Source organism: Lacticaseibacillus camelliae DSM 22697 = JCM 13995 (assembly GCF_001436615.1).
In the GTDB taxonomy this organism is placed as follows: domain Bacteria; phylum Bacillota; class Bacilli; order Lactobacillales; family Lactobacillaceae; genus Lacticaseibacillus; species Lacticaseibacillus camelliae.
The window spans coordinates 13,384-37,709 of sequence record NZ_AYZJ01000020.1 but is presented as its reverse complement, the minus strand read 5'-3'; the positions used below and the strand labels follow the sequence as shown (position 1 = coordinate 37,709).

At 59.4% G+C, this 24,326-nt stretch carries 24 protein-coding genes; 4 read left to right on the top strand and 20 right to left on the bottom strand.

The features are described 5' to 3' along the window. Positions 1 to 7 precede the first annotated feature (7 nt). The 14 genes from purH to FC75_RS03570 all read right to left on the bottom strand — a co-directional run bounded on the left by purH (position 8) and on the right by FC75_RS03570 (position 13,435). Positions 8 to 1,531: a bifunctional phosphoribosylaminoimidazolecarboxamide formyltransferase/IMP cyclohydrolase gene (gene purH / locus FC75_RS03635; RefSeq protein WP_056989149.1), complete on the bottom strand. Its 1,524-nt coding sequence runs from the start codon at positions 1,529 to 1,531 to the stop codon at positions 8 to 10. Beyond that, a complete protein-coding gene (purN, locus tag FC75_RS03630) occupies positions 1,531 to 2,100 on the bottom strand; it encodes a phosphoribosylglycinamide formyltransferase (protein WP_054666353.1) in 570 nt (189 codons plus the stop codon). The genes purH and purN overlap by 1 nt, the downstream gene beginning before the upstream one ends. Further along, positions 2,097 to 3,104 (bottom strand): phosphoribosylformylglycinamidine cyclo-ligase, encoded by a 1,008-nt coding sequence (gene purM, locus FC75_RS03625; RefSeq protein WP_056989148.1) that lies wholly within the window; start codon positions 3,102 to 3,104, stop codon positions 2,097 to 2,099. Before purM ends, purN begins: the two co-directional genes overlap by 4 nt. Continuing rightward, positions 3,101 to 4,558: an amidophosphoribosyltransferase gene (purF, locus tag FC75_RS03620; RefSeq protein ID WP_056989168.1), complete on the bottom strand. Its 1,458-nt coding sequence runs from the start codon at positions 4,556 to 4,558 to the stop codon at positions 3,101 to 3,103. The genes purM and purF overlap by 4 nt, the downstream gene beginning before the upstream one ends. After that, positions 4,543 to 6,750 (bottom strand): phosphoribosylformylglycinamidine synthase subunit PurL, encoded by a 2,208-nt coding sequence (purL, locus tag FC75_RS03615; protein ID WP_054665523.1) that lies wholly within the window; start codon positions 6,748 to 6,750, stop codon positions 4,543 to 4,545. Before purL ends, purF begins: the two co-directional genes overlap by 16 nt. Next, positions 6,737 to 7,420, bottom strand: a complete 684-nt coding sequence (gene purQ, locus FC75_RS03610) for a phosphoribosylformylglycinamidine synthase subunit PurQ (RefSeq protein WP_054665520.1) — start codon at positions 7,418 to 7,420, stop codon at positions 6,737 to 6,739. Before purQ ends, purL begins: the two co-directional genes overlap by 14 nt. After that, positions 7,417 to 7,677, bottom strand: a complete 261-nt coding sequence (gene purS, locus FC75_RS03605; protein WP_054665517.1) for a phosphoribosylformylglycinamidine synthase subunit PurS — start codon at positions 7,675 to 7,677, stop codon at positions 7,417 to 7,419. Before purS ends, purQ begins: the two co-directional genes overlap by 4 nt. Then, positions 7,670 to 8,389, bottom strand: a complete 720-nt coding sequence (purC, locus tag FC75_RS03600; RefSeq protein WP_056989147.1) for a phosphoribosylaminoimidazolesuccinocarboxamide synthase — start codon at positions 8,387 to 8,389, stop codon at positions 7,670 to 7,672. Before purC ends, purS begins: the two co-directional genes overlap by 8 nt. Further along, a complete protein-coding gene (purK, locus tag FC75_RS03595; RefSeq protein ID WP_056989146.1) occupies positions 8,376 to 9,503 on the bottom strand; it encodes a 5-(carboxyamino)imidazole ribonucleotide synthase in 1,128 nt (375 codons plus the stop codon). Before purK ends, purC begins: the two co-directional genes overlap by 14 nt. Then, positions 9,496 to 9,963, bottom strand: a complete 468-nt coding sequence (gene purE, locus FC75_RS03590) for a 5-(carboxyamino)imidazole ribonucleotide mutase (RefSeq protein ID WP_056989145.1) — start codon at positions 9,961 to 9,963, stop codon at positions 9,496 to 9,498. The genes purK and purE overlap by 8 nt, the downstream gene beginning before the upstream one ends. A 180-nt stretch (positions 9,964 to 10,143) precedes the next feature. After that, a complete protein-coding gene (locus FC75_RS03585) occupies positions 10,144 to 11,007 on the bottom strand; it encodes an ROK family protein (RefSeq protein WP_054665514.1) in 864 nt (287 codons plus the stop codon). Between the two features lie 135 nt (positions 11,008 to 11,142). Next, positions 11,143 to 12,870, bottom strand: a complete 1,728-nt coding sequence (gene ptsP, locus FC75_RS03580) for a phosphoenolpyruvate--protein phosphotransferase (RefSeq protein ID WP_054665511.1) — start codon at positions 12,868 to 12,870, stop codon at positions 11,143 to 11,145. Beyond that, positions 12,870 to 13,136 (bottom strand): phosphocarrier protein HPr, encoded by a 267-nt coding sequence (locus tag FC75_RS03575; RefSeq protein WP_054665507.1) that lies wholly within the window; start codon positions 13,134 to 13,136, stop codon positions 12,870 to 12,872. The genes ptsP and FC75_RS03575 overlap by 1 nt, the downstream gene beginning before the upstream one ends. A gap of 107 nt (positions 13,137 to 13,243) precedes the next feature. Then, positions 13,244 to 13,435, bottom strand: a complete 192-nt coding sequence (locus tag FC75_RS03570; RefSeq protein WP_054665504.1) for a hypothetical protein — start codon at positions 13,433 to 13,435, stop codon at positions 13,244 to 13,246. A gap of 232 nt (positions 13,436 to 13,667) precedes the next feature. Here FC75_RS03570 and FC75_RS03565 point away from each other — a divergent pair, with 232 nt between their 5' ends. After that, a complete protein-coding gene (locus FC75_RS03565; RefSeq protein ID WP_082623091.1) occupies positions 13,668 to 15,893 on the top strand; it encodes an AAA family ATPase in 2,226 nt (741 codons plus the stop codon). A 56-nt stretch (positions 15,894 to 15,949) separates the two neighbouring features. Here FC75_RS03565 and FC75_RS03560 read toward each other — a convergent pair whose 3' ends face one another. Continuing rightward, the gene (locus FC75_RS03560) at positions 15,950 to 16,498 is read right to left on the bottom strand and encodes a GNAT family N-acetyltransferase (RefSeq protein WP_056989143.1); all 549 of its coding nucleotides are present in this window, start codon (positions 16,496 to 16,498) and stop codon (positions 15,950 to 15,952) included. A 136-nt stretch (positions 16,499 to 16,634) separates the two neighbouring features. On the opposite strand from FC75_RS03560, the gene FC75_RS03555 reads away from it, so the two are divergent. Together FC75_RS03555 and FC75_RS03550 are read left to right on the top strand one after the other, a co-directional pair. Further along, positions 16,635 to 16,919 carry a DUF1827 family protein gene (locus FC75_RS03555; RefSeq protein WP_054665709.1) on the top strand — a complete coding sequence of 95 codons (285 nt, stop codon included), beginning with the start codon at positions 16,635 to 16,637 and terminating at the stop codon, positions 16,917 to 16,919. 45 nt (positions 16,920 to 16,964) lie between these two features. Continuing rightward, positions 16,965 to 18,008, top strand: a complete 1,044-nt coding sequence (locus FC75_RS03550) for a MucBP domain-containing protein (protein WP_054665712.1) — start codon at positions 16,965 to 16,967, stop codon at positions 18,006 to 18,008. A 59-nt stretch (positions 18,009 to 18,067) separates the two neighbouring features. Here FC75_RS03550 and FC75_RS03545 read toward each other — a convergent pair whose 3' ends face one another. The 4 genes from FC75_RS03545 to FC75_RS03530 all read right to left on the bottom strand — a co-directional run bounded on the left by FC75_RS03545 (position 18,068) and on the right by FC75_RS03530 (position 23,184). Continuing rightward, the gene (locus FC75_RS03545; RefSeq protein WP_054665715.1) at positions 18,068 to 18,892 is read right to left on the bottom strand and encodes an SseB family protein; all 825 of its coding nucleotides are present in this window, start codon (positions 18,890 to 18,892) and stop codon (positions 18,068 to 18,070) included. A gap of 19 nt (positions 18,893 to 18,911) precedes the next feature. Then, complete coding sequence (locus tag FC75_RS03540; RefSeq protein WP_056989142.1) at positions 18,912 to 20,489, bottom strand: peptide chain release factor 3; 1,578 nt, start codon at positions 20,487 to 20,489, stop codon at positions 18,912 to 18,914. A gap of 142 nt (positions 20,490 to 20,631) precedes the next feature. Next, positions 20,632 to 21,972 (bottom strand): hemolysin family protein, encoded by a 1,341-nt coding sequence (locus tag FC75_RS03535; RefSeq protein WP_056989141.1) that lies wholly within the window; start codon positions 21,970 to 21,972, stop codon positions 20,632 to 20,634. Positions 21,973 to 22,044: 72 nt separating this feature from the next. Continuing rightward, a complete protein-coding gene (locus tag FC75_RS03530; protein WP_056989140.1) occupies positions 22,045 to 23,184 on the bottom strand; it encodes an AI-2E family transporter in 1,140 nt (379 codons plus the stop codon). Between the two features lie 69 nt (positions 23,185 to 23,253). Here FC75_RS03530 and FC75_RS03525 point away from each other — a divergent pair, with 69 nt between their 5' ends. Then, positions 23,254 to 23,688 carry a GNAT family N-acetyltransferase gene (locus tag FC75_RS03525; protein WP_056989139.1) on the top strand — a complete coding sequence of 145 codons (435 nt, stop codon included), beginning with the start codon at positions 23,254 to 23,256 and terminating at the stop codon, positions 23,686 to 23,688. A 20-nt stretch (positions 23,689 to 23,708) separates the two neighbouring features. Here FC75_RS03525 and FC75_RS03520 read toward each other — a convergent pair whose 3' ends face one another. Next, complete coding sequence (locus tag FC75_RS03520) at positions 23,709 to 24,323, bottom strand: TMEM175 family protein (RefSeq protein WP_056989138.1); 615 nt, start codon at positions 24,321 to 24,323, stop codon at positions 23,709 to 23,711. Positions 24,324 to 24,326: the final 3 nt, after the last annotated feature.

The window sequence follows — 24,326 nt, the reverse complement described above, 5'->3', positions numbered from 1 at the left end:
TGCCTCCTTAGTGGCGGAAGTGCCGCACGCCGGTCGTCACCATCGCGATGCCGTACTTGTCTGCCATCGCGATCGAATCCTTGTCGCGAATCGAGCCGCCGGGCTGAATGATGGCCTTGATGTCATGCTGCGCCGCGTATTCCACACAGTCGTCCATCGGGAAAAAGGCGTCCGAGGCCATCACCGCCCCGGCGAAGTGCTTATTCTGCTGGGCCTCGTTTAGGGCGATTTCCACCGAACCAATCCGGTTCATCTGCCCGGCGCCGATGCCGAGCGTCTGCCCCTTCTTGGCGACCACAATCGCGTTACTCTTGACGTGCTTGACCACCTGCTGAGCAAACAGCAGCGAGGCAATTTGGTCCGCAGTTGGCTGCACCTTCGTCACCACCGTCAGGTCGGCGGCAGTTTCGATCTTTGTGTCGGTGGTTTGCCGCAGCACCCCACCGTTGACCGCAACGGTTTCGACCCGCTCCGGCAGCGGTCCGCCGGCCAGGTTGATGGTCAGCAGCCGGACGTTTTTCTTCTTGGCCAACACCGCAAAGGCATCGTCATCAAAGCTGGGCGCCATGATGATCTCCAAAAACAGCGCGTGCATCTTCTCGGCGGTGGCGAGGTCCACCGGCCGGTTCAGCGCGATGATGCCACCGAAAATCGACATCGGATCGGCTGCGTAGGCCTTGTCCCAGGCCGCCTCGATGGTTGCCCCTTGGCCGATGCCGCACGGGTTCATGTGCTTAACCGCGACCACAGTCGGTTCCTGATACTCGTTGACCATGGCCAGCGCGGCGTCGGCGTCGCGAATGTTGTTGAAGGACAGCGCCTTACCGTGCAGCTGCTTGGCGTTGACCAGCGATTCAGCCGGGGCGTCGGGTGAGCCGTAAAAGGCGGCCTGCTGATAACTGTTTTCACCGTAACGCAGGCTTTGCACCTTGCTGAAGGTCGGGGTGAACTGCTGCGGGAAGGGCTCAGGATCCAGGTAGGCGGCGATTTGGGCATCATAGGCAGCGGTGATCTGGAAGACCTTGGCGGCAAGCTGCGTCCGCAGCGCTGCATCGTCCTCATCCAGGCCGGTCAAGACCCGCGCGTAATCCGCGGGATCGGCCACGGCCCACACGCTGGCCGCGTTTTTGGCCGCCGCGCGCAAGGCGCTGGGCCCGCCGATATCGATCTGTTCGATGGCCTCTGCCCGTGTTGTTTCCGGCTTGGCGATCGTTGCCGCAAACGGGTACAGGTTCACGCACACCAGGTCGATGGGCTGAATGTCTCGCGCTTTGAGCGCCGCCATGTGAGTCGGCTCATCCCGCTTGGCCAAGATGCCGGCGTGAATGTTCGGGTGCAGCGTCTTGACCCGGCCGTCCAACATTTCGGGAAAACCGGTCACCGCTTCGACGGCGGTCACGGTGAGGCCGGCCTTTTCCAAAGTGGCCTTGGTGCCGCCAGTGGACACCAGTTCGAAGCCGCGATCGATCAGTCCCGCGGCAAATTCCTGCAGGCCGGTTTTATCGGACACACTTAACAATGCGCGTTTCACTAGATTTTCTCCTCCTTGATGAGTGCTTCAATTGTCTGGGGCAACAGGTGGTGCTCAACATCGTGGATCGCCGTTTCCAGCTCGGGCAAGGTGGTGCCCTCGCCGATCAGCACCGGCGCCTGGGCGATGATCTTGCCAGAGTCGATGCCGGCATCGACGTAATGAACCGTCACGCCGGTCACCTTGACGCCGTAATTAAATGCATCAGCGATGCCGGTGCGCCCGGGAAAACTCGGCAGCAGTGCCGGATGCAGGTTGATGATGCGGTTCGGGTAGGCATTTAGCAGCGTGGACCCGATGATCCGCATGAACCCTGCCAGCACAATCAGGTCACACGCCGGCAAGTGGGCAATCAGCGCCGCCTCAGCCGCAGCCTTATCCGGGTAATCGCGGTAGTTGAGCGCGATCACCGGAATGCCTCGGCGCTTCGCCTTGGCCAGCACCGGTGCCCCTGGCTGATCGCACACCAGGGCCAGGATCGCCGCTGTTTTGGTCCGGTCAAAATGATCGGCCAGCGCCTCAAAGTTCGAACCGGTGCCAGAAGCGAAAACAATCAGCTTTTTGGTCATGGCTTCCCCCATTCCACCGCGGCCTGGGTGCGCGGCACGACCTGCCCGATGCGCTTGGCGTGCGGATCGGCTTGCAGCACCGCGGCCACATTTTCCGGCGCGACCGCGAGCACCATGCCGATGCCCAAGTTGAAGGTTTTGCGCATTTCGTCATCGCTGATCGCCGCAGCCTGCTGAATGCGCTGAAAAATTTCCGGCCACTGCCAGGCTTGCGGATCAAAGCGCGCGGCCAGGTCTTTTGGCAGCAGCCGCGGCACGTTTTCGGTAAACCCGCCGCCAGTGATGTGCGCAGCGCCGTGCAGCAAACCGGCCTTGAGCAGGCGCAGCATCGGCTTCACGTACAGGCGCGTGGGGGTCAAAAGCGCCGTGCGGATCTCGGTGCCGTCAGACAACGGCATCATCCCGAAATTTGTTTCTGCGAGCAGCGCCCGCACCAGGGAGAAGCCGTTCGAGTGCACCCCGCTGCTCGGCAGCCCAATCAGCACATCGCCTGTTTGGACCCCTTGCGGCAGCAACTGCTCGCGGGACGCCAGCCCCACGGCAAAACCGGCCAGATCGTAGTGCTTTTGCGGGTACATCCCTGGCATTTCGGCCGTTTCACCGCCGATCAGGCTCATTTGCGCCTCGCGGCAGCCGTACGCGATTCCGCGCACCACGTCCTCGACGCGGCTGGGGATCAGCTGGTCGGTCGCCAGGTAGTCCAGGAAAAACAGCGGTGTTGCGCCGGAGGCCACCAGGTCATTGGCGACCATTGCGACTAAATCAATGCCGATGGTTTCATGCTGGTCGCACTCAAGCGCCAGTAGCAGTTTCGTGCCGACGCCATCAGTGGCGGATAGCAGGACCGGGTGCTTGACCTTCGGCAACGCATAGGCCGCCGCAAAGCCGCCCAAATCACCCAGCACGTTTTGGTCCTGCGTGGCCTTGACCAGCGGGGCGATTCGCGAAACGGCTTCGTTGCCGGCCGCGACATTCACCCCGGCTTGCTCATAATTCAGACTCATCGTGCAGCCACCTCCTCGACGTTCAGTGTCAGCTTTGAGAGTTCTTCTTTCAGGTTCGCCGCGTAATCGTCCAGCGGCGTCGGGTACTTACCGGTGAAATACGCCACGCACAGGCCGCGGTTCGGCGCGGTGGTTTGCAGATTCACGCTATCTTCCAGCCCCTGCACGGACAAAAAGCCCAAGCTTTCCACCCCCAGGAGCTGACGCATGGCCGCCACACTGTAATTGGCGGCCAGCAATTCCTTGGTGGACTGAATATCGATTCCGTAAAAGCACGGGAAGCGCAGCGGCGGGCTGGCGATGCGCAAGTGCACACTCTTGGCGCCGGCGTCCTTGAGCAGCTGGACGATCTGCTTGGCGGTGGTCCCGCGCACGATCGAATCATCGATCAGCACGACCCGCTTGCCGTTGACCACCGCTTTGAGCGCGGAAAGCTTGAGGCGCACGCTGCGTTCGCGCAGCGCCTGCGTGGGCTGAATAAAGGTCCGCGCCACGTACTGACTCTTGATGAGCCCCATTTCGTACGGGATCCCGCTTTCCTGCGCGTAGCCGATGGCGGCGGACAGGCCGGAGTTGGGCACCCCGACCACGATGTCTCCGGCCGCCGGCTGCTCTTGCGCCAGCCGCTTGCCCATGGCCACGCGCGCCTGGTGCACGTTGACGCCGTGAATCTCCGAATCCGGGCGGGCAAAGTAGATGTACTCCATCGAGCACACCGCCAGCTGCGTGTGCGTGGTGTATTGTTCCGCGGTCATCCCGGCGTTGGTAACCGTGATCAGCTCGCCGGGCTGCACGTCCTTGATGAACTCGGCGCCGACCACGTTGAGCGCCGCAGTCTCGCTGCAGATGACATAGCCGCCGCTGGGCAGCTGGCCGACCACCAGCGGCCGAAACCCGTTGGGATCGCACGCCGCGTAAAGGCCATTTTCCGTCAGCAGGGCGAAGGCAAAACCCCCGTGGACCTGGTTCAGCGCGTCGATCAGCTGGCCCTTGAAGGTTTTCGCCGGACTGCGGCGCAGCAGGTGCATCAGGACCTCAGTGTCGCTGGTCGACTGAAAAATCGCGCCATTTTGCTCCAGCGAAGCCCGCAGGCTCAGCGCGTTGGTCAGGTTGCCGTTGTGGGCCAGCGCCACCGCCCCGTCGGAAAAGCGAAACAACAGCGGCTGAATGTTTTCGAGGATTGCCCCGCCGGCCGTGGCGTAACGCACGTGACCCAGCGCGGCCGGGCCGCGCAATGCGATCAGGTCAGCCGGCTGGGCAAACACCTGCGACACCAGCCCGAACCCATAATGCCGGCGCAGGCCCGCCGGCGTGCGGCCGACAATGCCCGCGCCTTCCTGGCCGCGGTGCTGCAGCGTGTGCAGGCCCAGGTGGGTGATGTCCACCGCGTTCGGGTCGCCCCACACGCCGAAGACGCCGCACTCCTCGTTCAAGCTCTTTACTTCAGCAGGCATGGCAAGCTCTCCTCCCAAATCGTCTGCAAGGCGCTGATCGGCGCTTCAATGCGGCCATCCGCGGCCGCAATCGCCAGCTGGTCGCCACCCGTCGTGCCAAGCAGCGTTGCCGTGTCACCGGCGAGCGTCTCAAATGCAGACTGCTGGGCCGTCGGAATCGTCACTAGGAAGCGACTTTGCGTTTCGCTGAACAGCTGCGCGGCCGGCAGCGCCAGCTTGACCTGCGCCCCGATGCCGGTATGGAAGGTCATCTCAGCCAACGCCACGGCTAAGCCCCCGTCGCTGATGTCATGTGCCGCCGAGACCAAGTGCTGGCGGATCGCCGAAAGGACCACCTGCTGAACGTGTTGTTCCAGCTTGAGGTCCAGTGGCATCAAGTTTCCGGCCACCGTGCCGGTTTCGACTTGCTGCAGCAAACTGCCGTTAAAATCGGCGACCGTGTCGCCCAGCAGGTAGATCAACTCACCGGCCGTCTTGAAGCGCGGCGTGGTGATGGTCGTCAGGTCCTCGATCAGGCCCACCATCCCGATCATCGGGGTCGGATCGATGGCCTCCCCGTTGGTTTCATTGTAAAGCGACACGTTGCCGGAAATCACCGGCGTGTTCAGCGCCTTGGTCGCGGCAACAATGCCTTTGGCCGACTCCTGCAGGCTGTAAAATTGCTCGGGTTTCGTCGGGTCACCGTAGTTGAGGCAATCCGTGATGCCGATCGGCTCCGCGCCAGTTGCGACCAGGTTGCGCGCCGCCTCGGCCACGGTGATGGCCCCGCCAACTTCGGGATCAAGCGCCAGGTAGCGGCCGTTGGAATCCGTCGTCATGGCCAGTGCCCGGTGCGTGCCGCGCACCCGAATCACCGCGGCATCCCCGCCTGGCCCTTCGATCGTGTTGGTTTGCACCTGGGCATCATAGCGGCGATACAGACTGGTTTTATCCGCGACGTTGGGATCGGCCAACAGCTTTTTCAGAGTTGCCTCTGGGTCTGTCACGGCTGGCACAAAGTCGGTCGCGGGGTGCACGAGCCGCTGTGGTTTCACCCCTTGCTGGTAATACACCGGCGCGTCGTCGGTCAACAGGCTCACAGGCACGTCGCACACGGTTTCGCCGTGCTGCAGGAGCGTGTAACGCCCGTCGTCGGTCACGTGGCCGATGACCACCGCATCCAGGTCGTACTGCTTGAACACGGCGCTGACTTCCGCCTCGCGCCCGGCCTTGACGCACAGCATCATGCGCTCCTGCGACTCGGACAGCATGATCTCAAACGGTGTCATGTTCGGCTCGCGCTGCGGCACCAGGTCCAAATCGAGCACCATGCCGTAACCCGCCTTGTCCGCCATTTCGACGGTGGAAGACACCAGTCCCGCCGCGCCCATGTCCTGCATGCCCACCAGCGCTTCTTGGTGGTCGCGCGTCACTTCGAGGCAGGCGTCGACGAGCAGCTTTTCCATGAACGGATCGCCGACTTGGACGGCGGAGCGGTTGGCTTCTTCCTCGGTCGAAAACTCGGCCGACGCAAAGCTGGCGCCGTTGATCCCGTCCCGTCCGGTTTTGGCCCCGACGTACAGCAGGCTGTTGCCGGTGCCGGCCGCCTTGCCGCGCTGGATCGCGCTTTCGTCCATGACCCCGACGCACATCGCGTTGACCAGGGGATTCTGCGCGTAGGTCGGCGCAAACCTGGTCTCGCCGCCGACCGTTGGAATGCCGATCGCGTTGCCGTAGTCGCCGATGCCGGCCACGACCTGATCGATCAGCTGCTTGGTGTGCGCATTGTCAGGATACCCAAAGGCCAGCGAGTCCAGGATGGCGACCGGTTTGGCCCCGATAGAAAAAATGTCGCGGATGATGCCGCCCACGCCGGTCGCCGCCCCTTGGTAAGGTTCGACGGCACTGGGATGGTTGTGGCTTTCAGCCTTGAACACGACCGCCTTGCCTTCACCAATGGCGATAACGCCGGCGCCTTCGCCAGGGCCCATCAACACGCGGTCATTTTTGGTCCAAAAGGTTTTCAGCACCGGCTTGCTGTACTTGTAGGCGCAGTGCTCACTCCACATACCAGAGGCAAGCCCAATTTCAGTCAGGTTCGGCAGCCGGCCCAGCTTTTCGGCGAACCGGTCGTACTCGGCATCGGTCAAACCCCACTGCCGGTAAGGCTTTTCCGTTTTAATCTGCGCCGGACTCAGCTCAGTTTGCAGCATACGCACCCTCCTTGGTCGCCTGGACCAGCGATTCAAACACCCCTAGGCCATCCGTCCCGAAAATTAGCTCCTCGACGGCGCGCTCCGGGTGCGGCATCATCCCCAGAACGTTGCCGGCCGCGTTCGTCAGGCCGGCGATGTCGTTCAGGCTGCCGTTCGGATTATGGGCGTAGCGGAAGACCACTTGGTGGTTCGCCTCGAGCGCGGCCAGTGTCTGGGGATCGGCATAGTAGTTGCCTTCCCCGTGCGCGATCGGCAGGGTGATGGACTGCCCAGCTTCGTACCGCGAGGAAAAAGCGGTTTCGGCATTGGCCACCACCAGCGGCTCGGGCTCACAGATGAACTGCAGGCTGGTGTTCCACTGGAGTGCGCCCGGCAAAAGGCCCGCTTCGGTCAGAATCTGGAACCCGTTGCAAATGCCGAGCACGTACCCCCCGGCCTGCGCGAACTGTTTCAAGGCCGCCATCACCGGGGCAAACTTGGCGATGGCGCCGGAGCGCAGATAGTCCCCGTAGGAAAAGCCGCCCGGGACCAGCACCAGGTCAAACCCATCAAGCGTGGTCGCCTTGGCGGAAACTTTGACCGCCTCTTCCCCCACGACGTCATTGATGGCGTGCATCAAATCATCGTCGCAGTTGGAGCCGGGAAAGCTGATCACTGCCGCCTTCATTCCGCCACCGCCAATTCTTCGACCGTGAACTTAAAAGTCTCCGTGTTGACATTGGCCAGCATTTCGTCGCAGATGCGCGCAACTTGCTGCTCGGCTTCCGCCTGACTGGCCGCGCTCAGGGTCAGCTCGAAGTACTTGCCAACCAGGACGTGGCTCACGTTATCGTCGCCCAGGCGGGTCAGGGTGTTTTGAATCACTTGTGCCTTGGGGTCCAAGACGCTGGGTTTGTAGTTGACAAAAATTTTGGCTTTAAACATGAGCGACTCCTTTCAAACGATCGAGGACGACTTGGTAAACCGGGGTCAGCGGCCCAGCATCCTTGCGGAACACATCCTTGTCCAGCGACTTGCCGGTGGCTTCGTCCACCAGCCGCATGTTATCCGGTGACAGCTCATCCGCAAGGACCAGCGTGCCATTGGCCAGACGGCCGAACTCCAGCTTGAAGTCGACCAGCGCGATGCCAATGCCGGCAAACCGCTTTTGAAGTAGCGCGTTCACGCGGTCTGCCAACTCGTGGATCGCGGCCAAAGTGGCGGTATCCGCATACCCCAGGGCCTTGATCTGCTCGTCGTTAATAAACGGGTCGTCCAGCGCGTCCGACTTGTAGTAGAACTCGTGAACCGCAGGGGTCAGCTTCATCAGGTGCGCCGTGTGGAATTTGCGTTCAAAACTGCCAGAGGCCAGGTTGCGTACCACTGCCTCGAGCGGGATCATTTCGCACTGCCGCACCAGCATCGTGTGGTCGTCCAGATCCTTGATAAAGTGAGTCGGGATTCCTGCAGCGGTCAGCTCCTCAAACAGCAGCCCGGAGATTTGGCGGTTCAACGCGCCTTTGCCCTGGATCTGCACCTTGCGCTTACCGTTCAGTGCGGTCGCCTGGTCCTTGTAGGTCACCCACAGCACACCCGGGGTGTCCGTTAAAAACATGTCTTTGGCTTTTCCGGAATACAGCAGTTCAGTTTTTTCCATATTCATCCTCCAATTGAATTGACCCCATCAGATCCTTCGTGTCCCCTGCCAGCACGGTCAGGTGGCCCATCTTGCGACCGGGGCGCGCCTCCGCCTTACCATAGTCGTGCAGATGCCATTCCGGGTGCTGCGGCCACGCGGCCTTAGCGCATTCCAAATCGGCCCCCAGGAGATTGCGCATCACGGCGCATTCCTGCAGTCGCACCTGGGGAATTGGCAGACCGCAGATGCTGAGAATGTGGGCCTGGAACTGTGAAAAGTTGCAGGCCTCAATCGTGTAATGCCCAGAGTTGTGCGGCCGCGGTGCCAGCTCGTTGACCAGCACGCCGGATTTGCCGGCGAACAGTTCAATGCCCAGCACCCCACGCAGGTCCAGCGCAGTGGCAATTTTAGTGGCCAGCGCATCAATTTGGTACTGCTCGGCCTTCGCCAGGTCCGGTGCCGGGGCAATAGTCACATGTAAAATGTGATCCTTGTGGCGATTCTCGACGACGGGAAAACAGCGAACCCGGTCCCGGCCATCACGCGTCACCATCAAAGACAACTCACGGTCAAACGGCACGCGCGCCTCGAGGATGCACGGCCCCTTGGCCGCGAGAGCCTGAGCGGCTGGTAAATCAAGGTCGCTGTTAATGTCCTGCTGCCCGTGGCCGTCGTAGCCCCCAGTCGTGGTTTTCAGGATCGCCGGGACCCCGACTACATGAATCGCCGGGATCAGCGCCGCTGGGTCTGGCACTGCGGCGAACTCCGCTGTCGGCACGCCGTGATCGCGCAGGAACGTTTTTTCCTTCACCCGATCGCGCGTGATGGCCAAAAGCGCTGTGCCCTGCGGCAGCGCCGCCTGCTTGCTGGCCTCTTGCAGCGCCGCCAGATCCACATTTTCAAATTCGTAAGTCAGCACGTCGGCACGCCGGGCCAGCTCATCCAGCGCCGCGTGATCGTCGTAGTCGGCCTGCAGCTGGAAGTCTGCAACTTGACCAGCCGGAGCGTGCGGCGTCGGATCAAGCACGCCCACCGTGTAGCCCATCGCCTTGGCCGCTTGGGCCAGCATGCGACCCAGCTGGCCGCCGCCAACAATGCCGATCGTCGCCGGGGGCAGGATTGGCTTAATCATTCAGCGCCGCCTCGCTTTCGATCGACTGCTGCGTCTGGGCCTGACGGTATGCTGCCAGGCGTCTCGCCACTGCCTCATCCCGGATGGCCAGCATCGCCGCGGCCAGCAGCGCCGCATTTTTCGCCCCAGCCTCGCCAATGGCCATGGTCGCCACCGGAATCCCGGCCGGCATTTGGACAATCGAGAGAAGCGAGTCGATTCCGTTCAATGTTCGGGTTTTAATCGGTACCCCAATGACGGGCACGGTCGTGTTGGCGGCCAGCATGCCAGGCAAGTGGGCCGCCCCACCGGCCCCCGCGATGATCACGTCAATTCCCTGGTCACGCGCCGAAGCGGCAAACTGCTGCAATTGCTGCGGCATGCGGTGCGCCGAGATCACGTGCTTAACAAGCGGAATCTTAAGCTGCTCTAGCAGTGCCGCCGCCTGCCTCATCGTTGGCCAATCCGAAGCCGATCCCATCACTACTGCAACTGTCACGAATCGTCACCTGCTTTCGTATTTGCTTTGAGTGTAGCACGGCTCGGCCCTCGGCTCAACAGTTTTTAGGAACAAAGTTAGCGTTATCTCATTTTATTGTTCGTGTTCTACTTGGGCATAAAAAACCGCAAGCCTCGCTTGCGGTAAATTTATGCGCTGAACTTATTCAGCGTGCTGTTCGTAATTGACGACGGCGCCGATCAGGTTGGCCGCATCCGTGTACTGGCAGATCTTGATCACCGGCCGCTGCGTCGCGATCTCGATTTTCTTGAAGACGCCGTCCATGTGGCGCTCGATGCCGGGAATCAGGGCCGGATTGCGGGACACCCCGCCGCCCAGCAGAAACATCTCCGGATCATAGCTGTACTGCAGATTGAAAATGACCTCGGCCAGCGCCTCAAAGAACCCTTCGACCTCTTCGTGGGCGACGCGATCACCGGCGGTTGCCGCGGTAAACAGCGCCTCGCCGGTAATTTGCTTGCCAGTGCGCTTTTCATAGTTCTTCACCCGCTCAACAACGGTCGCCTGCGCTGAGACGCCCTTACCATTTTGCAGCATGAACCCGAACTCGCCGCCCAACAGGTGCGCACCGTGTTCAACGTGGCCGTTGGCGATCAGCGCACCGCCGACTCCAGTGCCCAAAACGAGCATGGCCACCCGCTGCTTGCCCTTTGCTGCACCGCTTTTGACCTCAGCAAGCGCCGCACAGTTGGCGTCGTTTTCAAACGCCAAGGGCAGGCCGAAACGCTTTTCTAGCTCGGGCTTAATGGGAAAGTTGTGGATGTACGGCAGCGCACTCATGCCCTCGATGACCCCAGTTTCCTGATTGACCGCCCCGGGGCTGGAAATCGCCACCCCGACCAGCGGGTGGTCGGCCTTCATTTTCGTCACCGTGTTGGCCAGCAGCCCGTAAAACTGGGCCAGCGTCTTCGGCGTGGGTGCGGCCGTGCGGTCCTGCAACGCTTGTCCGTCCCAGCGCGCAAATTTAATGGTCGTCCCACCGATATCGATCACAGCTAATTCCATTTTGCCATCTCCAAGCATTTATTTGTCTACACAAATTAGTCTAGAGGTTGGTGTATCCGCTGTCAAACGCCAGCGGCAAGCCAGGCAAAATAAAAGCGCCCCAGCCGAAGCCGGGACGCGTTCATTTCGAGCGGATTAGTTCTTTTCAGTGAATTCCTTAACCAGCTTGATGTTGTCTTCGTTGGTCACGGACTCGGTCGTGGCCCGTTCCGCCAAAGTCTTCAGGTAACTAGCCGAAAGACCTTTCATCTGGCTGCGAACGCGCAGGATCGAGGTGGCAGACATCGAGAACTCATCGAGACCCATGCCGACCAGCAGTGGCACCATGATCGGGTCGCCAGCGGCTTCCCCGCACATGCCGGCCCACTTGCCTTCCTTATGCGCCGAATCGATGATGTGCTTAACCAAGCGCAGGATCGATGGGTTGTAAGGCTGGTAGAGGTAGGACACGCGGTCGTTGCCGCGGTCTGCCGCCATGGTGTACTGGATCAGGTCGTTGGTCCCGATGGAGAAGAAGTCTGCGACCTTGGCGAATTGATCCGCCAAGACAGCCGCCGCAGGCACTTCCATCATCATACCGGTTTGGATGTTATCCGCAACCTTCACGCCCGCTTTGACCAGCTTGTCCTTTTCCTCCAAGAAGACCTTCTTAGCCGCCTTGAATTCATTGACCGTGCCGATCATTGGGAACATGATGCGCAAATTGCCAAAGGCTGAAGCCCGCAGCAGTGCGCGCAGCTGAGTGCGGAAAATATCCTGACGATCCAAGCTGATGCGGATGGCCCGATAGCCCAGGAACGGGTTGTCTTCGTGTGGCAGTGGCAGGTATGGCAGCTTCTTGTCGCCGCCGATGTCCATCGTCCGGACAACCACTGGCTTCCCGTCCATCTTCTCGAGGACCGCCTTGTAGGCCTCGAACTGGTCGTCTTCAGTTGGGAGCTCTGAGGAGTCCATGTAAAGGAACTCGGTCCGGTACAGACCAACGGCTTCGGCACCGTTAGCGAGCACCCCGTCCATGTCCTTCGGGGTCCCAATGTTGGCGCCGACTTCGAAGTGCTGACCGTCAGCCGTGACCGTCTTAGCGGTCTTCAGCTGTGCCCATTCGGCCTTCTGCGTGGCAAAATCTTTGGCCGCCTTTTCGGAGGCCTGGATCTGGTCCGCGCTCGGGTCGATGGTCACTTCACCAGTCAAGCCGTTGACGGTGATCATCTGGTCGTTCTTCACGTCCTTGGTGACCGTGTCGGTCCCGACGACCGCCGGGATCTCGAGCGAACGGGCCATGATCGCGCTGTGCGCGGTCCGGCCGCCGATGTCGGTCACAAAGGCTTTCACGTACTGCTTGTTGAGTTGAGCCGTGTCAGACGGCGTCAAGTCATGCGCCACGATGACGACTTCCGAATCGATCAGTGCCGGGTTCGGCAGCGGCCGGTTCAGCAAGTGGGACAGCACCCGCGTCGAAACGTCGCGGATATCCGCTGCACGTTCCTGCATGTAAGTGTTGTCTGTCATGGCCTCAAACGTTTCAATGAAACCGTCAGAAACAGACTTCAGGGCCGTTTCGGCGTTGACCTTATCGTCCTTGATCTGCTTTTCGATCGCACCGATGTATTCCGGGTCAGCCAGCATCGTCATGTGCGCATCGAAGACTTCTGCTTCTTCTTCGCCCAGTGACGCCGCGGCCTTTTTGCGAATGATCTTTAGTTCGTCTGTGCTCTGGTCGAGCGCGGTGTGCAAACGTGCGACCTCTTTGTCTGTATCTTCAATAGTTGACTTCGAAAATGACAGATCGGGTTGCACGAGCAGGTAGGCCTTCGCCGTAGCGACGCCGTCACTTGCCGCGATCCCTTTCAAGTTCTTAGTCATTAGTTAGACAAGCCTTCCTTTTTCATGGTCTCTTCGATGGCAGCAATTGCTTCCTTCTCGTCTGCGCCTTCAGCGGAGATGGTGACATCGGCACCTTGGCCGACACCCAAGCTCATGACGCCCATGATGGACTTCAAGTTAACGCTCTTGCCCTTGTATTCCAAGTTAATGTCAGAGTTGAACTTGCTGGCTGCCTGAACCAAGAGAGTTGCGGGACGGGCGTGGATACCTGTTTCTGCGACAACATTAAATTCACGTTTTTCCATGAGTAATCTGCTCCTTTGTGTATAAACTTTTGCCGAATAGAATTCGCATTCTATTTCTTGTAAACCTTACCATTATTCCGCTTTCAGGACAAGTATTGCGAATGGTTTTATTGCGTCTTGGCGGATTGGTAATGGTACAGAATGGTGCCGCCGCGCTTCGCCTGCCCGACGATTTCCTTGCGACCTGGATAGTTGGTCCACGCCTCGCGAAAAGCGGCAAACGTATCTGGTTCGATCTTGATCTCGGTGATCTTACCAGCGCGCAGATCATCCATCATCTTGACATAATCTGATGCCACATGCTTGCCCCCTTTCTGTGACTATTTTAGACTAGAGATAGGCGCTTGACCAGCTGCGAAACCGCTGTCTTAAGGAATTCACCAAAAAAATTAGCACTCTCATGGGTAGAGTGCTTGCATTATATTTTTCGCGGTGTACACTGGAGTCAAGGTCAAAGAAGGTCAAAGCCTTTTTGACTTTTCCGCGCGCATTGCGTGGAAGTGACATAGATAAGAAAGGTTGTGAACAACGGTGCTATGTGAAAATTGCCATCAAAATCCGGCTACCATTCACCTGTATACCAGCGTGAATGGCCAACGCCAAGAGATCAACCTATGCCAGAACTGCTATCAGCAGTTGAAACAACAAGCAGGAGGCAACATGCAACCAACGAATGCAAACAATGATCCGTTCGGCTTCAACAGTCTCGATGACATCTTCCGGGCGATGGCTTCCGGCCAAACCGGCGGGCAACAGCCGCAGGACCAGACGCCGCCCACCCAAAGTGGACGCAATGGCGGCGGCCGCGGCAACCGGCCTGGCCAAGGCGGTAATTCCGTGCTCGGTCAGTTCGGTGTCGACCTGACCGCCAAGGCGAAGAACGGCGAAATCGATCCGGTCATCGGCCGCGATGAAGAAATTGCTCGCGTGATCGAGATCTTGAACCGCCGGACGAAGAATAACCCCGTGCTGATTGGTGAGGCCGGTGTTGGCAAGACCGCCGTGGTCGAGGGCCTGGCCCTCAAGATTGCGAACGGTGACGTACCAACCAAGCTTCAGGACCGGCACGTGATTCAACTCGACGTCGTGTCCCTGGTGCAAGGCACCGGGATCCGCGGCCAGTTTGAACAACGAATGCAACAGCTGATCGACGAGCTCAAGAAGAATCCGAACATCATCCTCTTCATCGACGAGATCCACGAAATCGTCGTGGCTGGGAATGCCGAAGGCGGCATGGACGCCGGCAACATCCTGAAGCCAGCGTTGGCCCGCGGCGAACTGCAACTGGTCGGTGCCACGACCTCGAACGAGTACCGGCAGATTGAAAAAGACTCTGCCCTTGCCCGCCGGCTGCAGCCCGTCACCGTCGAAGAGCCGACCCCTGAGGAGACCATCAAGATCCTCAAGGGCATCCAGCCGCGCTACGAAGCCTATCACCACGTCAAGTACACGGACGACGCCATTGAAGCGGCGGTCAACTTGTCCGACCGGTACATCCAGGACCGGTTCCTGCCTGACAAGGCGATCGACCTGCTGGATGAGGCCGGGTCGCGCAAGAACCTGACCATTACCGTGGCCGATCCGCAAACCATCAAGGACAAGATCGCCGAAGCCGAAAAGCAGAAGCAGGCCGCCTTGAAGCAGGAAGACTACGAAAAGGCCGCCTTCTACCGCGATCAGGTCACCAAGCTGGAAAAGATGCAGCAGCAGGACGAAAAGCAGGCTAAGGAAGACACGCCCACCGTCACCGAAAAGGACATGGAGCAAATCGTCGAAAAGATGACCAACATCCCAGTCGGCGAGCTCAAGCAGCAAGAGCAGGAACAGCTCAAGAACCTGGTGCCTGACCTTGAGGCCCATGTCATCGGCCAAAATGAGGCGGTGGAAAAGGTGGCCCGCGCCATTCGCCGCAACCGCATCGGCTTCAACAAGACCGGCCGCCCAATCGGCAGCTTCCTCTTCGTGGGCCCGACCGGAGTCGGCAAGACCGAGCTGGCCAAGCAGCTGGCCAAGGAGCTGTTCGGCTCCGAGCAGAACATGATCCGGTTTGACATGTCCGAGTACATGGAAAAATTCAGCGTGTCCAAGCTCATCGGTTCGCCTCCTGGCTATGTCGGCTACGAGGAAGCCGGTCAGCTGACCGAACAAGTCCGCCGCAATCCGTACAGCCTGATTTTGCTGGACGAAATTGAAAAGGCGCACCCAGACGTGATGAACATGTTCCTGCAGATTCTGGACGACGGCCGCCTGACCGACAGTCAGGGCCGCACCGTCTCCTTCAAGGACACGATCATCATCATGACTTCCAACGCCGGCTCGACCGATTCCGAGGCCAACGTCGGCTTCGGCGCGTCGATCAGCGGCACAACCAAGTCCGTCCTGAACCAGCTAGGCAACTACTTCAAGCCGGAATTCCTCAACCGCTTCGACGACATTGTTGAATTCAAGCCGCTGAGCAAGCAGACCCTGATGTCGATCGTTGGCCTGATGATCAACGACACCAACGCCAACATCAAGGACCAAGGCCTGACCATCAAGGTCACCGAACCCGTCAAGGAGAAGCTGGTCGATCTTGGCTACGATCCGGCGATGGGCGCGCGGCCGCTGCGGCGCGTGATCCAGGAGAAAATTGAAGACCGCGTGGCGGACTTCTACCTTGATCACCCGCAGGCCAAGAATCTCGAGGCGCGCATCGAAAAAGGCGAAATCGCCATTGCCGAAAGCAAGCCGGAAAGTCCAGCCGTCAGCAAAAAGTAAGTTTCTGGCACACTAAAGCGGCTAAGCGAGATCACCTCGCCTAGCCGCTTTTTTGCTTACTTGTGAATAATCTTGGAGCCGTACCACGGGTAAAACCAGCTCGTGTAACCGCGCATCAACAAGTCAAACTGGCGGGGCTCAAAGCGCCCGTTGCGCGCCATGGTGTCGTAAGCCACGCCCAGATCCACCACCTGATACGGCTGCAGCACGAACCCGTTGCGCTGGTAAAACGCCAGCCGGGCGCGGCGCTGCCGGGCATTTGCCGCTGTGGGCGATTGCGGCTCCAGGGCCAGCACCAGCGGCCGGCCGGCGAACCGGGCTGCCAAACGGTCCAGGATGGCCGAGCCCAGCCCCTGCCCGCGCACGGACTCTGCAGTCGCCAGAAAAATCAAGTAGGTCAAATCCCGGGTGGTCACCGAATACGTGAGCCCAACGAACTGCGGCCCGTCGTGCCAGGCCCAAAAATCGATGCCTGACTTCGCACTGCGCACCAGCAGCCAAGGCAGCGGCACTTTTTCCGCTTTGGGGAACGCGCGCTGGTACAACTTGAGAACGGGAAAATAATACCGACTCGCCGGTCGAACCGGTTCACACTGCAACGTCATGGCTGTCGCCTCCTGCCCCCAGTTTAGCAAATTTGAGCGGGCGACGCGAAATTCACAAAGCGGTCAGAAACTTTTGGTTTTTCCGGCCTGTTCACTTATAATGAAAGCAGGACACTTGAGACTGGGGGCATTAATTATGCGGTTGATCGATATCACCAATAGCTACCCGCACCTGGTGGCGCAACAGCTCGCCCATACCGACACGAATTACATCAAAGTTTATTCACTCGGCAGCACCACGGTGATCTACACGCGCGCCGCCTCACACGATGAGTTACTATTCACCAATGATAAGCGCAACATTCAGGACGCGGAGATCGCGTTTGCGCTGGATAAGTTGGCCCACGTCGCCTTTGCGGATGTCAACGTCATTCACGGCGATAAGCTTGCCGAAGTATCGCTGGCAACGGAGGAGTTTTAGCAGCAAAAGCCGGCAGTTGCCGGCTTTTTTTGCATGGAGGAAACCATGGGCCTGTTCCAAACAATTTCAAACTGGTTTAAACGCCGGCCGCGCCCAAGAACCAGTGCGGCCAAGGCGCACCAACAGCCAAGCCGCAAGCAAACCGGGCCAAACTCAGCGGCAACCTCTGCGCTGCCGCCGGCGACCGGCGCGACCAGTCGCTTCACCACGGTCACCATTTACTACCGCCTGCGCGGCAGCAACACCGAGTTGCGCAAGCCGAGCGTGGTGCGCGGCCCAATCGGCGCGCGGCTGACCATTGCGATTCCGCAAATTGAAGGGTGTGACCTGTTTGCGGTCACCAACTACTTGACCCGCTTTCCCGCCAGTTCAGCCGTTGTGTACTTGCTGTACGAGCCGCACATCGCCGCCCCGGTCACGGTTTACCACCGCGATGAAACCGGGCGGCTGCTGGCGGCGCCGACGATTCTGGTCGGCCGGCTGAATGCGGCGTTCACGGCGACGCCTCTGCCCTCGCTAAAAGCCCACGCCGAGCCGAGTACGCCGCAACACGGCCGTTTCACCCAAACTGCGCAAACGCTGCACTTCACCTATCAACTCGGGCCCGCCCTCACTTACGCCGATCCGCAAAGCGCGTACGTGGAACTGACCGCGCCCAAGCCTGCCTACCCGGCGCCGGTGCAAGATCAGCAGTACGCGACGTGCCTGCCAGCCGGCTCGTTTTGGCGCGTGTTCAGCCTGGCCAAGAACCAGGCCGGAGAGGTCTTCCTGGACCTTGGGGGCAGTCAGTGGATCACCACGGCCAACACCAAGCCCCAGCAAACCAACCCGTTTTTGCCGGGCGCTGCGCAGCTAAAGCTGACGACCAACCTGGTCACCTTCAACGCCCAACCACTTCAGGCGGTCGGGCAGGTCAACACGACCGGCTCGCTCACGCGCTGGAGCAGCCCTTACGGCCAGCGGCTTGCTCCCTTGCCGGCAGGATCCCGGGTCGCACTTTTGAAGATCGTATACGGCACCGACGACAGCACCTGGTACAAACTCAGCGACGACTCGTACGTGCTGGCCAGTCTCATCGATCTGCTTTGAAGGCCACACGAAAAGGCCACGTTCACCAAAGATGGTGAACGTGGCCTTTTGCGTTGCGCTTAAGCCTTGAAAAATGGCGTGATACCCTCGACCATCGGCTTGCTGTCGTCATCCAGCGGGACCACGGAGAGCTGCAAGTCGGTACCGGCCAGCTTGCTGTCACCCGATTCGCCCAGCTGCTGGGTCAGCGGCCGCAGAGCCTCATCCGCCATGCCCGCCGCATCCAAGATCAAGACCAGGTGCTCGGTGCCATCATAGCTCAACACCCGCAGCCAGGCCTGCTTGACGGCAGTCGGCTTCAGCTGCTCAGCCAGAGTCGTTTCAAACCCGTCCGGCAGGTTGGTCGGCTCAGCCACAGCGACCTTCACTTCGTTGTTCGCGGCGTGGTGCGCCTTTTGCTGGGAAGCCAGGTCCGCCAGCGTCTCGCGGGAGAAGAAAATGTTGTCGGAGAACGGGTTGATTGCGATGCCATCGACCTCTTTGTTTTGGTCGATCAGCTCCGCCAGATCCGAAAACGCAATTGGCAGGATCGACGCCTGATCAACGTTGCTTTGCAGATCATGCTCGCTCCAGTTGCTGAATAAGGTGTTGACCTCCTGCCAGTCTGTGAAGAGCGGCTGGATGTTCTGCTTGTCCTGACTGGACATCAGCGGGAACTGCATCTGCACATCCTGGTCCACCTGCGCGCGGCCGTTTTCATCCGTCTTGATTTCCTGATCGGCCAGCACGACCATCAGCAGCGTCGCGTGATCGACCAGCTCGGTGAGAAAGTCGCTCATGTTGTCGTCGTTGTTCTCGATCGAAAATGTCCGCCACTTGGCGAGCAGGTCGTCGTTGGTAATGCTGCGCACGGCCTCGTTATGTTTATTCACTGATTCTGCCATTGATTGGCTTCCTTTCCGCTTACAGCTTGGCTGTCAGCTTAACGTCTGGGTACTTATCGGCAAACCACCGCTCGGCGTACTGGTTCTCAAACAGGAACAGCGGCAGGCCCTGCGAATCCTTGACCAACAGGTTGCGGCTGGAAGACATTTTTTCGTCCAGCTGGTCGGGGTCGATCCAGCGCGCCACGCGGCTGCCGATTGGGGTCATCACAACTTCGGAATTGTACTCATTTTGCATCCGGAACTTGAACACTTCAAACTGCAACTGCCCGACCGCACCGAGAATGTAGTCATTGGTCGTGTAGGTCCGGTAAAGCTGGACGGCGCCTTCCTGAACCAGCTGCTGCATCCCCTTGTGGAAGCTCTTTTGCTTCATCACGTTCTTCGGGGTGACGCGCATAAATAGTTCCGGCGTGAACTGCGGCAGCTTCTCGTACTCGACTGGGTCCTTGCCCGCGTATATCGAGTCGCCGATCTGGAAATTACCGGTGTCGTACAGGCCGACAATGTCGCCGGCCACGGCGGTTTGCACCTGCTCGCGGGTGTCGGCCATGAACTCGGTCGAGTTGTTCAGCCGCAGCACCTTGCCGGTCCGGGCGAGCGTAACGTCCATGCCGCGGTCAAACTCACCGGCACCGATCCGGACAAACGCAATGCGGTCGCGGTGGTTCGGGTTCATGTTGGCCTGAATCTTGAAGACGAAGCCGGAAAAATTCGGATCGGTCGGGCTGAGCTCACGGCCGTCCCGCAGCTTGTGAGGCCCTGGCGCCGGCGCCATCTCAACAAAGTGCTTGAGGAAAGTCTCCACCCCGAAGTTGGTCAGCGCAGAGCCGAAGAACACCGGCGTCTGATCGCCCTTCATTACCTTTTTCAGGTCGAACTGGTTGCCGGCGTCGTTGAGGAGCTCAATGCTGTCCAGCGTGTCCGTATAAACCGAATCGTTCGCTAGCGGCTCCCTCGGATTTAGCTTGCCGTCCTGGTCCAGCGGCAGGTACTTTTCGCCCGCCTCATTCTCACGGTACAGCTCGATGCGGTGGTCGACGCGGTCATACAGCCCGGCCAGGCCCTTGCCCATCCCCATCGGCCAGTTCATCGCGTAGCCTTCGATGCCCAGCAGGTCTTCGAGCTCGGCAATCAGGTCCAGCGGCTCGCGGCCGTCGCGGTCCAGCTTGTTCATGAAGGTGAAAATCGGAATGCCGCGCTGTTTGACGACCTTGAACAGCTTCTTGGTCTGGGCCTCGATCCCCTTGGCGGAGTCGATGACCATGACTGCCGCGTCGACGGCCATCAACGTGCGGTACGTGTCTTCGGAAAAGTCCTCATGCCCCGGGGTGTCCAAGATGTTGATCTGCTTGCCGGCGTACTGGAATTGCAGCACGGAACTCGTGACCGAGATCCCGCGCTGCTTTTCAATGGCCATCCAGTCCGACTTGGCGAAGTGGTTGGATTTTCGGCCCTTCACCGTCCCGGCCTCGCGGATCACGCCGCCGAACAGCAGCAGCTGCTCGGTGATGGTGGTTTTCCCGGCATCGGGGTGAGAGATGATGGCAAAAGTGCGGCGCTTGTCTACCGCGGCTTTTAATTCTTGTGGTTTCATAAGTGGTCCTTTCAATTGCGGTAGTGACAGACAATGACCGCTTGCTACATCGGGATGACCTTCCTTTCAGTAAAAAAAGTCCCAGTGACTGGGACCTAGTCTTCAGACCATTATACGGAAGAACGCGCGGTTGTTCAATGAATCATTCTGGTTCGGCTGGCGCCGCGCTCACCGCCGCCTGGACCGGCAAGTGGAGGTGAACATTGACCAGCCGGGAATTTTCGATTTTCCCGGTCGTCAGCGTGCCGCCGGGAAAACTGACGGTTTCCTGTTTGTGGGCGCTGGGAATGACGCCAAGCGTGCTGATCACGTACCCGGCGATGGTGTCAACGTCCTCGCCGTGCAGGTCGGTACCGAAGGCCTCATTAAAATCATTCAGCGTCATGCGGCCGTTGACAAGGTAATCGTCCTGGTCAAGTTTGGTGTAATTGATGGTGGTTTGGTCGGATTCGTCGTCGATGTCGCCGACGATTTCCTCCAGCAGGTCCTCAATTGTCACCAGCCCGACCACGCCGCCATACTCGTCCAGCAGAATGCCCATTTGCTGGTGCCGGATCCGCATTTCGGTCAGCAGGTCGTCGATGCTGATGGTCTCAGGCACAAACAGCGGGTCCGTCATGATGTCCTCCAGCCGCACGTTGTCGAAACCGACTTGGCGGGCCTGGCGCAGCAAGTTTTTGATGTGGACAATGCCGATGACGTTGTCCTTATCTTTTTGGTAAATCGGAATGCGGGAATACACGTTGGACAAAATCGCGTCGATGGCGGTTTGGTCCGGCTGATCGGCGTCGACCATGAAGGCGTCGATCCGCGGCACCATCACCTCACGCGCCAGCTTATTGGACAAACTGATGATGCCTTCTAGCATGCCGTACTCGTCGGCATCAATGGCGCCGGACTGCTTGCCGCTTTCGATCATCGCGGTCATTTCCTCGCGCGTCACTTTGTTTTGGTCGCTGGAAAACTTAATTGGCGTGATTTTCAGCAGAAGATTCGTTGACGCGGACAGCAACCAGACGAACGGCCGCATGGCGACACCAATCACTGAAATCGGGGTGACCGCGACCTTGGCCACCTTTTCGGTCATCTGCAGCGCGACCTGCTTGGGGTACAGCTCGCCGAACACCAGCGAGAAGTACGACAGGACCACGGTCACCAGCAGTACCGCCAGCTCATGGGCAAAACTCAGGTTGCCGAACCAGGGCTCCACGCGCCCGGCCAGCGTGGTGGCCGCCGAAGCCGATGCGAAGAAGCCGGCAAAGGTGATGCCGACTTGAATCGTGGCCAAGAAGTTGGTGGAGTTGTTCATGATCTTAAGCAGCTTGGCGGCCTTTTTGTCGCCGGCCTTGGCCTGCCCTTCGATCTTACTGCGGCTCAGCGACACCACCGCAATTTCGGCGGCCGCAAAGCACGCATTGACCGCCGTCAGGATCACGATCAAAAGCAACTGGCCCCATAAGGCCCCGCCTGAATCACCACTCATAATTTGTTCATCCTCTCAACAATTGGTTTGTAAGTCTAATTTTACCCGGTTCGGGGCGCACCTCGCAACCAATTAAGGCTTGGGCCGCTTTGGGTCCGGTTTAGCAAGCAGCGGCTCCTGCGCTGCCTGCGTGCGGTGGAAGCGATAAAGCTCCAGGGCGTAGGTCAGCACCGTTTTGGCCACGGCGTACACTGGCACGGCCAAAATTGTGCCCAGGATCCCCCAGATGTTGCCGGCCACCAGCAGCAGCACAATGATGGTCAGCGGATGGATGTTGAGACTGCGGCCGATCACGTTCGGGTAAATCAGGTTCCCATCGGTTTGCTGAACGATCAGCACCACCACGATCACCAGGGCGACCTTGCCCCAGCCAATCGTCATCGCGATGAGCAGCGCCGGCGCAATCCCGATGTAAGGACCCAGGTACGGAATAATGGTCACAACGCCGGCGACGAACCCGAGCAGAAAGGCGTACGGCATGCCGATGACCAGATAGCCGATGAAGGTGAAGGTCCCGACGAACAAGCACTCAATGGCCTGCCCGGCGATGTAGTGCGAAAGCGTCTGGTTCATGCGCGTGAATACGGTTTGGATCTCCTCTCCGTAACGGTCCGGCAGCAGCCGCTGAATCGCGGGGACGAACCGGTTGCCGTCCTTGAGCATGTAAAACAGGAGCACCGGAATGGTGATGGCACCGATCACGACCGACGCGACCGAGCCAATCAACCCAGGCACGCCGGCGGTGAAATTACCCACGACGCTTTGCAGCATTTTGGCCGGCTCGACCTGCATCTTGCTGACCAGCTTGCCCACTTCAAACTTCTGATACCAGCGGTAATGCGAGAGCTGAGTCAACGCTTGGCGCAGCTCTCGCACAAACCCGGGCAATCCGGAGATCAGCTGCGTCACTTGATCGATCAGGTTGGGAATGATGGTGGCCACCAGAAACCCCAGCAGCGCCAGCACCACCACAAAGATCAGCGCAATGGCGACGCCGCGCGGAATTTTGAGCTTACCCAGCCAGTTGACCAGCGGGTTGAAGAGGTAAAAGAGAAACCCGGCGGCAATGAACGGAATCAATAATGTCGAGAAAAAGGTCGCAATCGGTTTGAACAAAAAGCTCAGGTTCGTCAGCCCGATAATCAGCCCAACGATGATCAGCGCCTCCAGCGACCAGAACATCAGCCGCGACTCACGGATTTTCTGAAACATCATTCACACCTTCTTTCGTTTGGTCTATAATACACGCATTACCCTATGAACAGGAAGTTGTGAGCAAAAATGGAGTTTAAAATCAGCACCGACATTAGCAGTCCAGTCTACCAGGACGCCGTGGCCATTCGCACCACCGTGTTTGTGAAGGAGCAGCACGTGTCCCCCGAGCGTGAAATTGACGCCGACGAGGCCAAGGCCACCTACTTCGTGGCTTACGACAACGGCCTGGCCGTCGCCACCGCGCGGCTGCTTCCTGAAGACTACGGCTACCACGTGCAGCGGGTCGCGGTGCTCGCCCCTTACCGCCACCACGGCGTGGGCAAAGCGCTGCTTCAGGAACTCAGCGAGTACGCTGAGGCCCGCAACGCCCAGGAGCTGCGGCTGGGTGCACAGGTCCAGGCCGTGGGCTTTTACAAGGCGTTGGGCTACGAGCTCACCGACAGGCCCGAGTTTTTGGACGCCGGGATCCGGCACCGCGAGATGCGGCTTAAGCTGGTCTGAGACGCAAAAAGTCACCAGGTTTACTGGTGGCTTTTTTGATTGGGCAGCGAACTGCTGACGTGCACGTGATGCTCGATTCGGCGCTCCGGCCGGACCCACAACAGCAACAATAACACGTCAATGATAATGGTGAGCGTCGGCCAGATGAATGCGGCCAAAATGGCGATGACATTCCCGCCAATCGTTACGATTGGTTTGTAATACCCGTGCCCCAGCAGGTCGCGCAGCGCCGCATTGTGCCGGTCAGCCCGAATCAAGGTCTGAATCAGCAGCCAGTACGTGACATCCGTGGCCAGCACCACGATCCCGTAGGTCATCTCCGGCGCGCGGGCCAACACGTGAGCCGCGCCGACCCAGTCGGTAGCAAACGGGAAAAACGACGCGGCAAACAGAAACAGGATGTTCGCCCACAGCACGCGCCCGTTGATCCGCTTGACCAGCAGGAACAAGTGATGGTGATTGTTCCAGTACACTGCCAGCGTGAAGAACGAAACAAAGTAAATCGCAAAGATCCCGCGCATTTCCCACAACGCGGCCCAAGTGCCACTGCTTGGCGCGTGCAGCTCCAGGACCATGACCGTGATGATGATGGCAATCACGCCATCCGTAAAGGCTTCGAGCCGATTTTTTGGCATCTG

Bases quoted from the DNA above. Each gene is read 5' to 3' on its own strand.
- ptsP (WP_054665511.1), bottom strand. From the start codon at position 12,870: ATGACTAAGAACTTGAAAGGGATCGCGGCAAGTGACGGCGTCGCTACG.
- FC75_RS03555 (WP_054665709.1), top strand. From the start codon at position 16,635: ATGCGGTTGATCGATATCACCAATAGCTACCCGCACCTGGTGGCGCAA.
- FC75_RS03560 (WP_056989143.1), bottom strand. From the start codon at position 16,498: ATGACGTTGCAGTGTGAACCGGTTCGACCGGCGAGTCGGTATTATTTT.
- purN (WP_054666353.1), bottom strand. From the start codon at position 2,100: ATGACCAAAAAGCTGATTGTTTTCGCTTCTGGCACCGGTTCGAACTTT.
- FC75_RS03550 (WP_054665712.1), top strand. From the start codon at position 16,965: ATGGGCCTGTTCCAAACAATTTCAAACTGGTTTAAACGCCGGCCGCGC.
- FC75_RS03540 (WP_056989142.1), bottom strand. From the start codon at position 20,489: ATGAAACCACAAGAATTAAAAGCCGCGGTAGACAAGCGCCGCACTTTT.
- purQ (WP_054665520.1), bottom strand. From the start codon at position 7,420: ATGAAGGCGGCAGTGATCAGCTTTCCCGGCTCCAACTGCGACGATGAT.
- FC75_RS03520 (WP_056989138.1), bottom strand. From the start codon at position 24,323: ATGCCAAAAAATCGGCTCGAAGCCTTTACGGATGGCGTGATTGCCATC.
- purS (WP_054665517.1), bottom strand. From the start codon at position 7,677: ATGTTTAAAGCCAAAATTTTTGTCAACTACAAACCCAGCGTCTTGGAC.
- FC75_RS03530 (WP_056989140.1), bottom strand. From the start codon at position 23,184: ATGTTTCAGAAAATCCGTGAGTCGCGGCTGATGTTCTGGTCGCTGGAG.
- purM (WP_056989148.1), bottom strand. From the start codon at position 3,104: ATGAGTCTGAATTATGAGCAAGCCGGGGTGAATGTCGCGGCCGGCAAC.
- purC (WP_056989147.1), bottom strand. From the start codon at position 8,389: ATGGAAAAAACTGAACTGCTGTATTCCGGAAAAGCCAAAGACATGTTT.
- FC75_RS03525 (WP_056989139.1), top strand. From the start codon at position 23,254: ATGGAGTTTAAAATCAGCACCGACATTAGCAGTCCAGTCTACCAGGAC.
- FC75_RS03575 (WP_054665507.1), bottom strand. From the start codon at position 13,136: ATGGAAAAACGTGAATTTAATGTTGTCGCAGAAACAGGTATCCACGCC.
- purF (WP_056989168.1), bottom strand. From the start codon at position 4,558: ATGCCTGCTGAAGTAAAGAGCTTGAACGAGGAGTGCGGCGTCTTCGGC.
- FC75_RS03545 (WP_054665715.1), bottom strand. From the start codon at position 18,892: ATGGCAGAATCAGTGAATAAACATAACGAGGCCGTGCGCAGCATTACC.
- purK (WP_056989146.1), bottom strand. From the start codon at position 9,503: ATGATTAAGCCAATCCTGCCCCCGGCGACGATCGGCATTGTTGGCGGC.
- FC75_RS03585 (WP_054665514.1), bottom strand. From the start codon at position 11,007: ATGGAATTAGCTGTGATCGATATCGGTGGGACGACCATTAAATTTGCG.
- purL (WP_054665523.1), bottom strand. From the start codon at position 6,750: ATGCTGCAAACTGAGCTGAGTCCGGCGCAGATTAAAACGGAAAAGCCT.
- FC75_RS03535 (WP_056989141.1), bottom strand. From the start codon at position 21,972: ATGAGTGGTGATTCAGGCGGGGCCTTATGGGGCCAGTTGCTTTTGATC.
- purE (WP_056989145.1), bottom strand. From the start codon at position 9,963: ATGGGATCGGCTTCGGATTGGCCAACGATGAGGCAGGCGGCGGCACTG.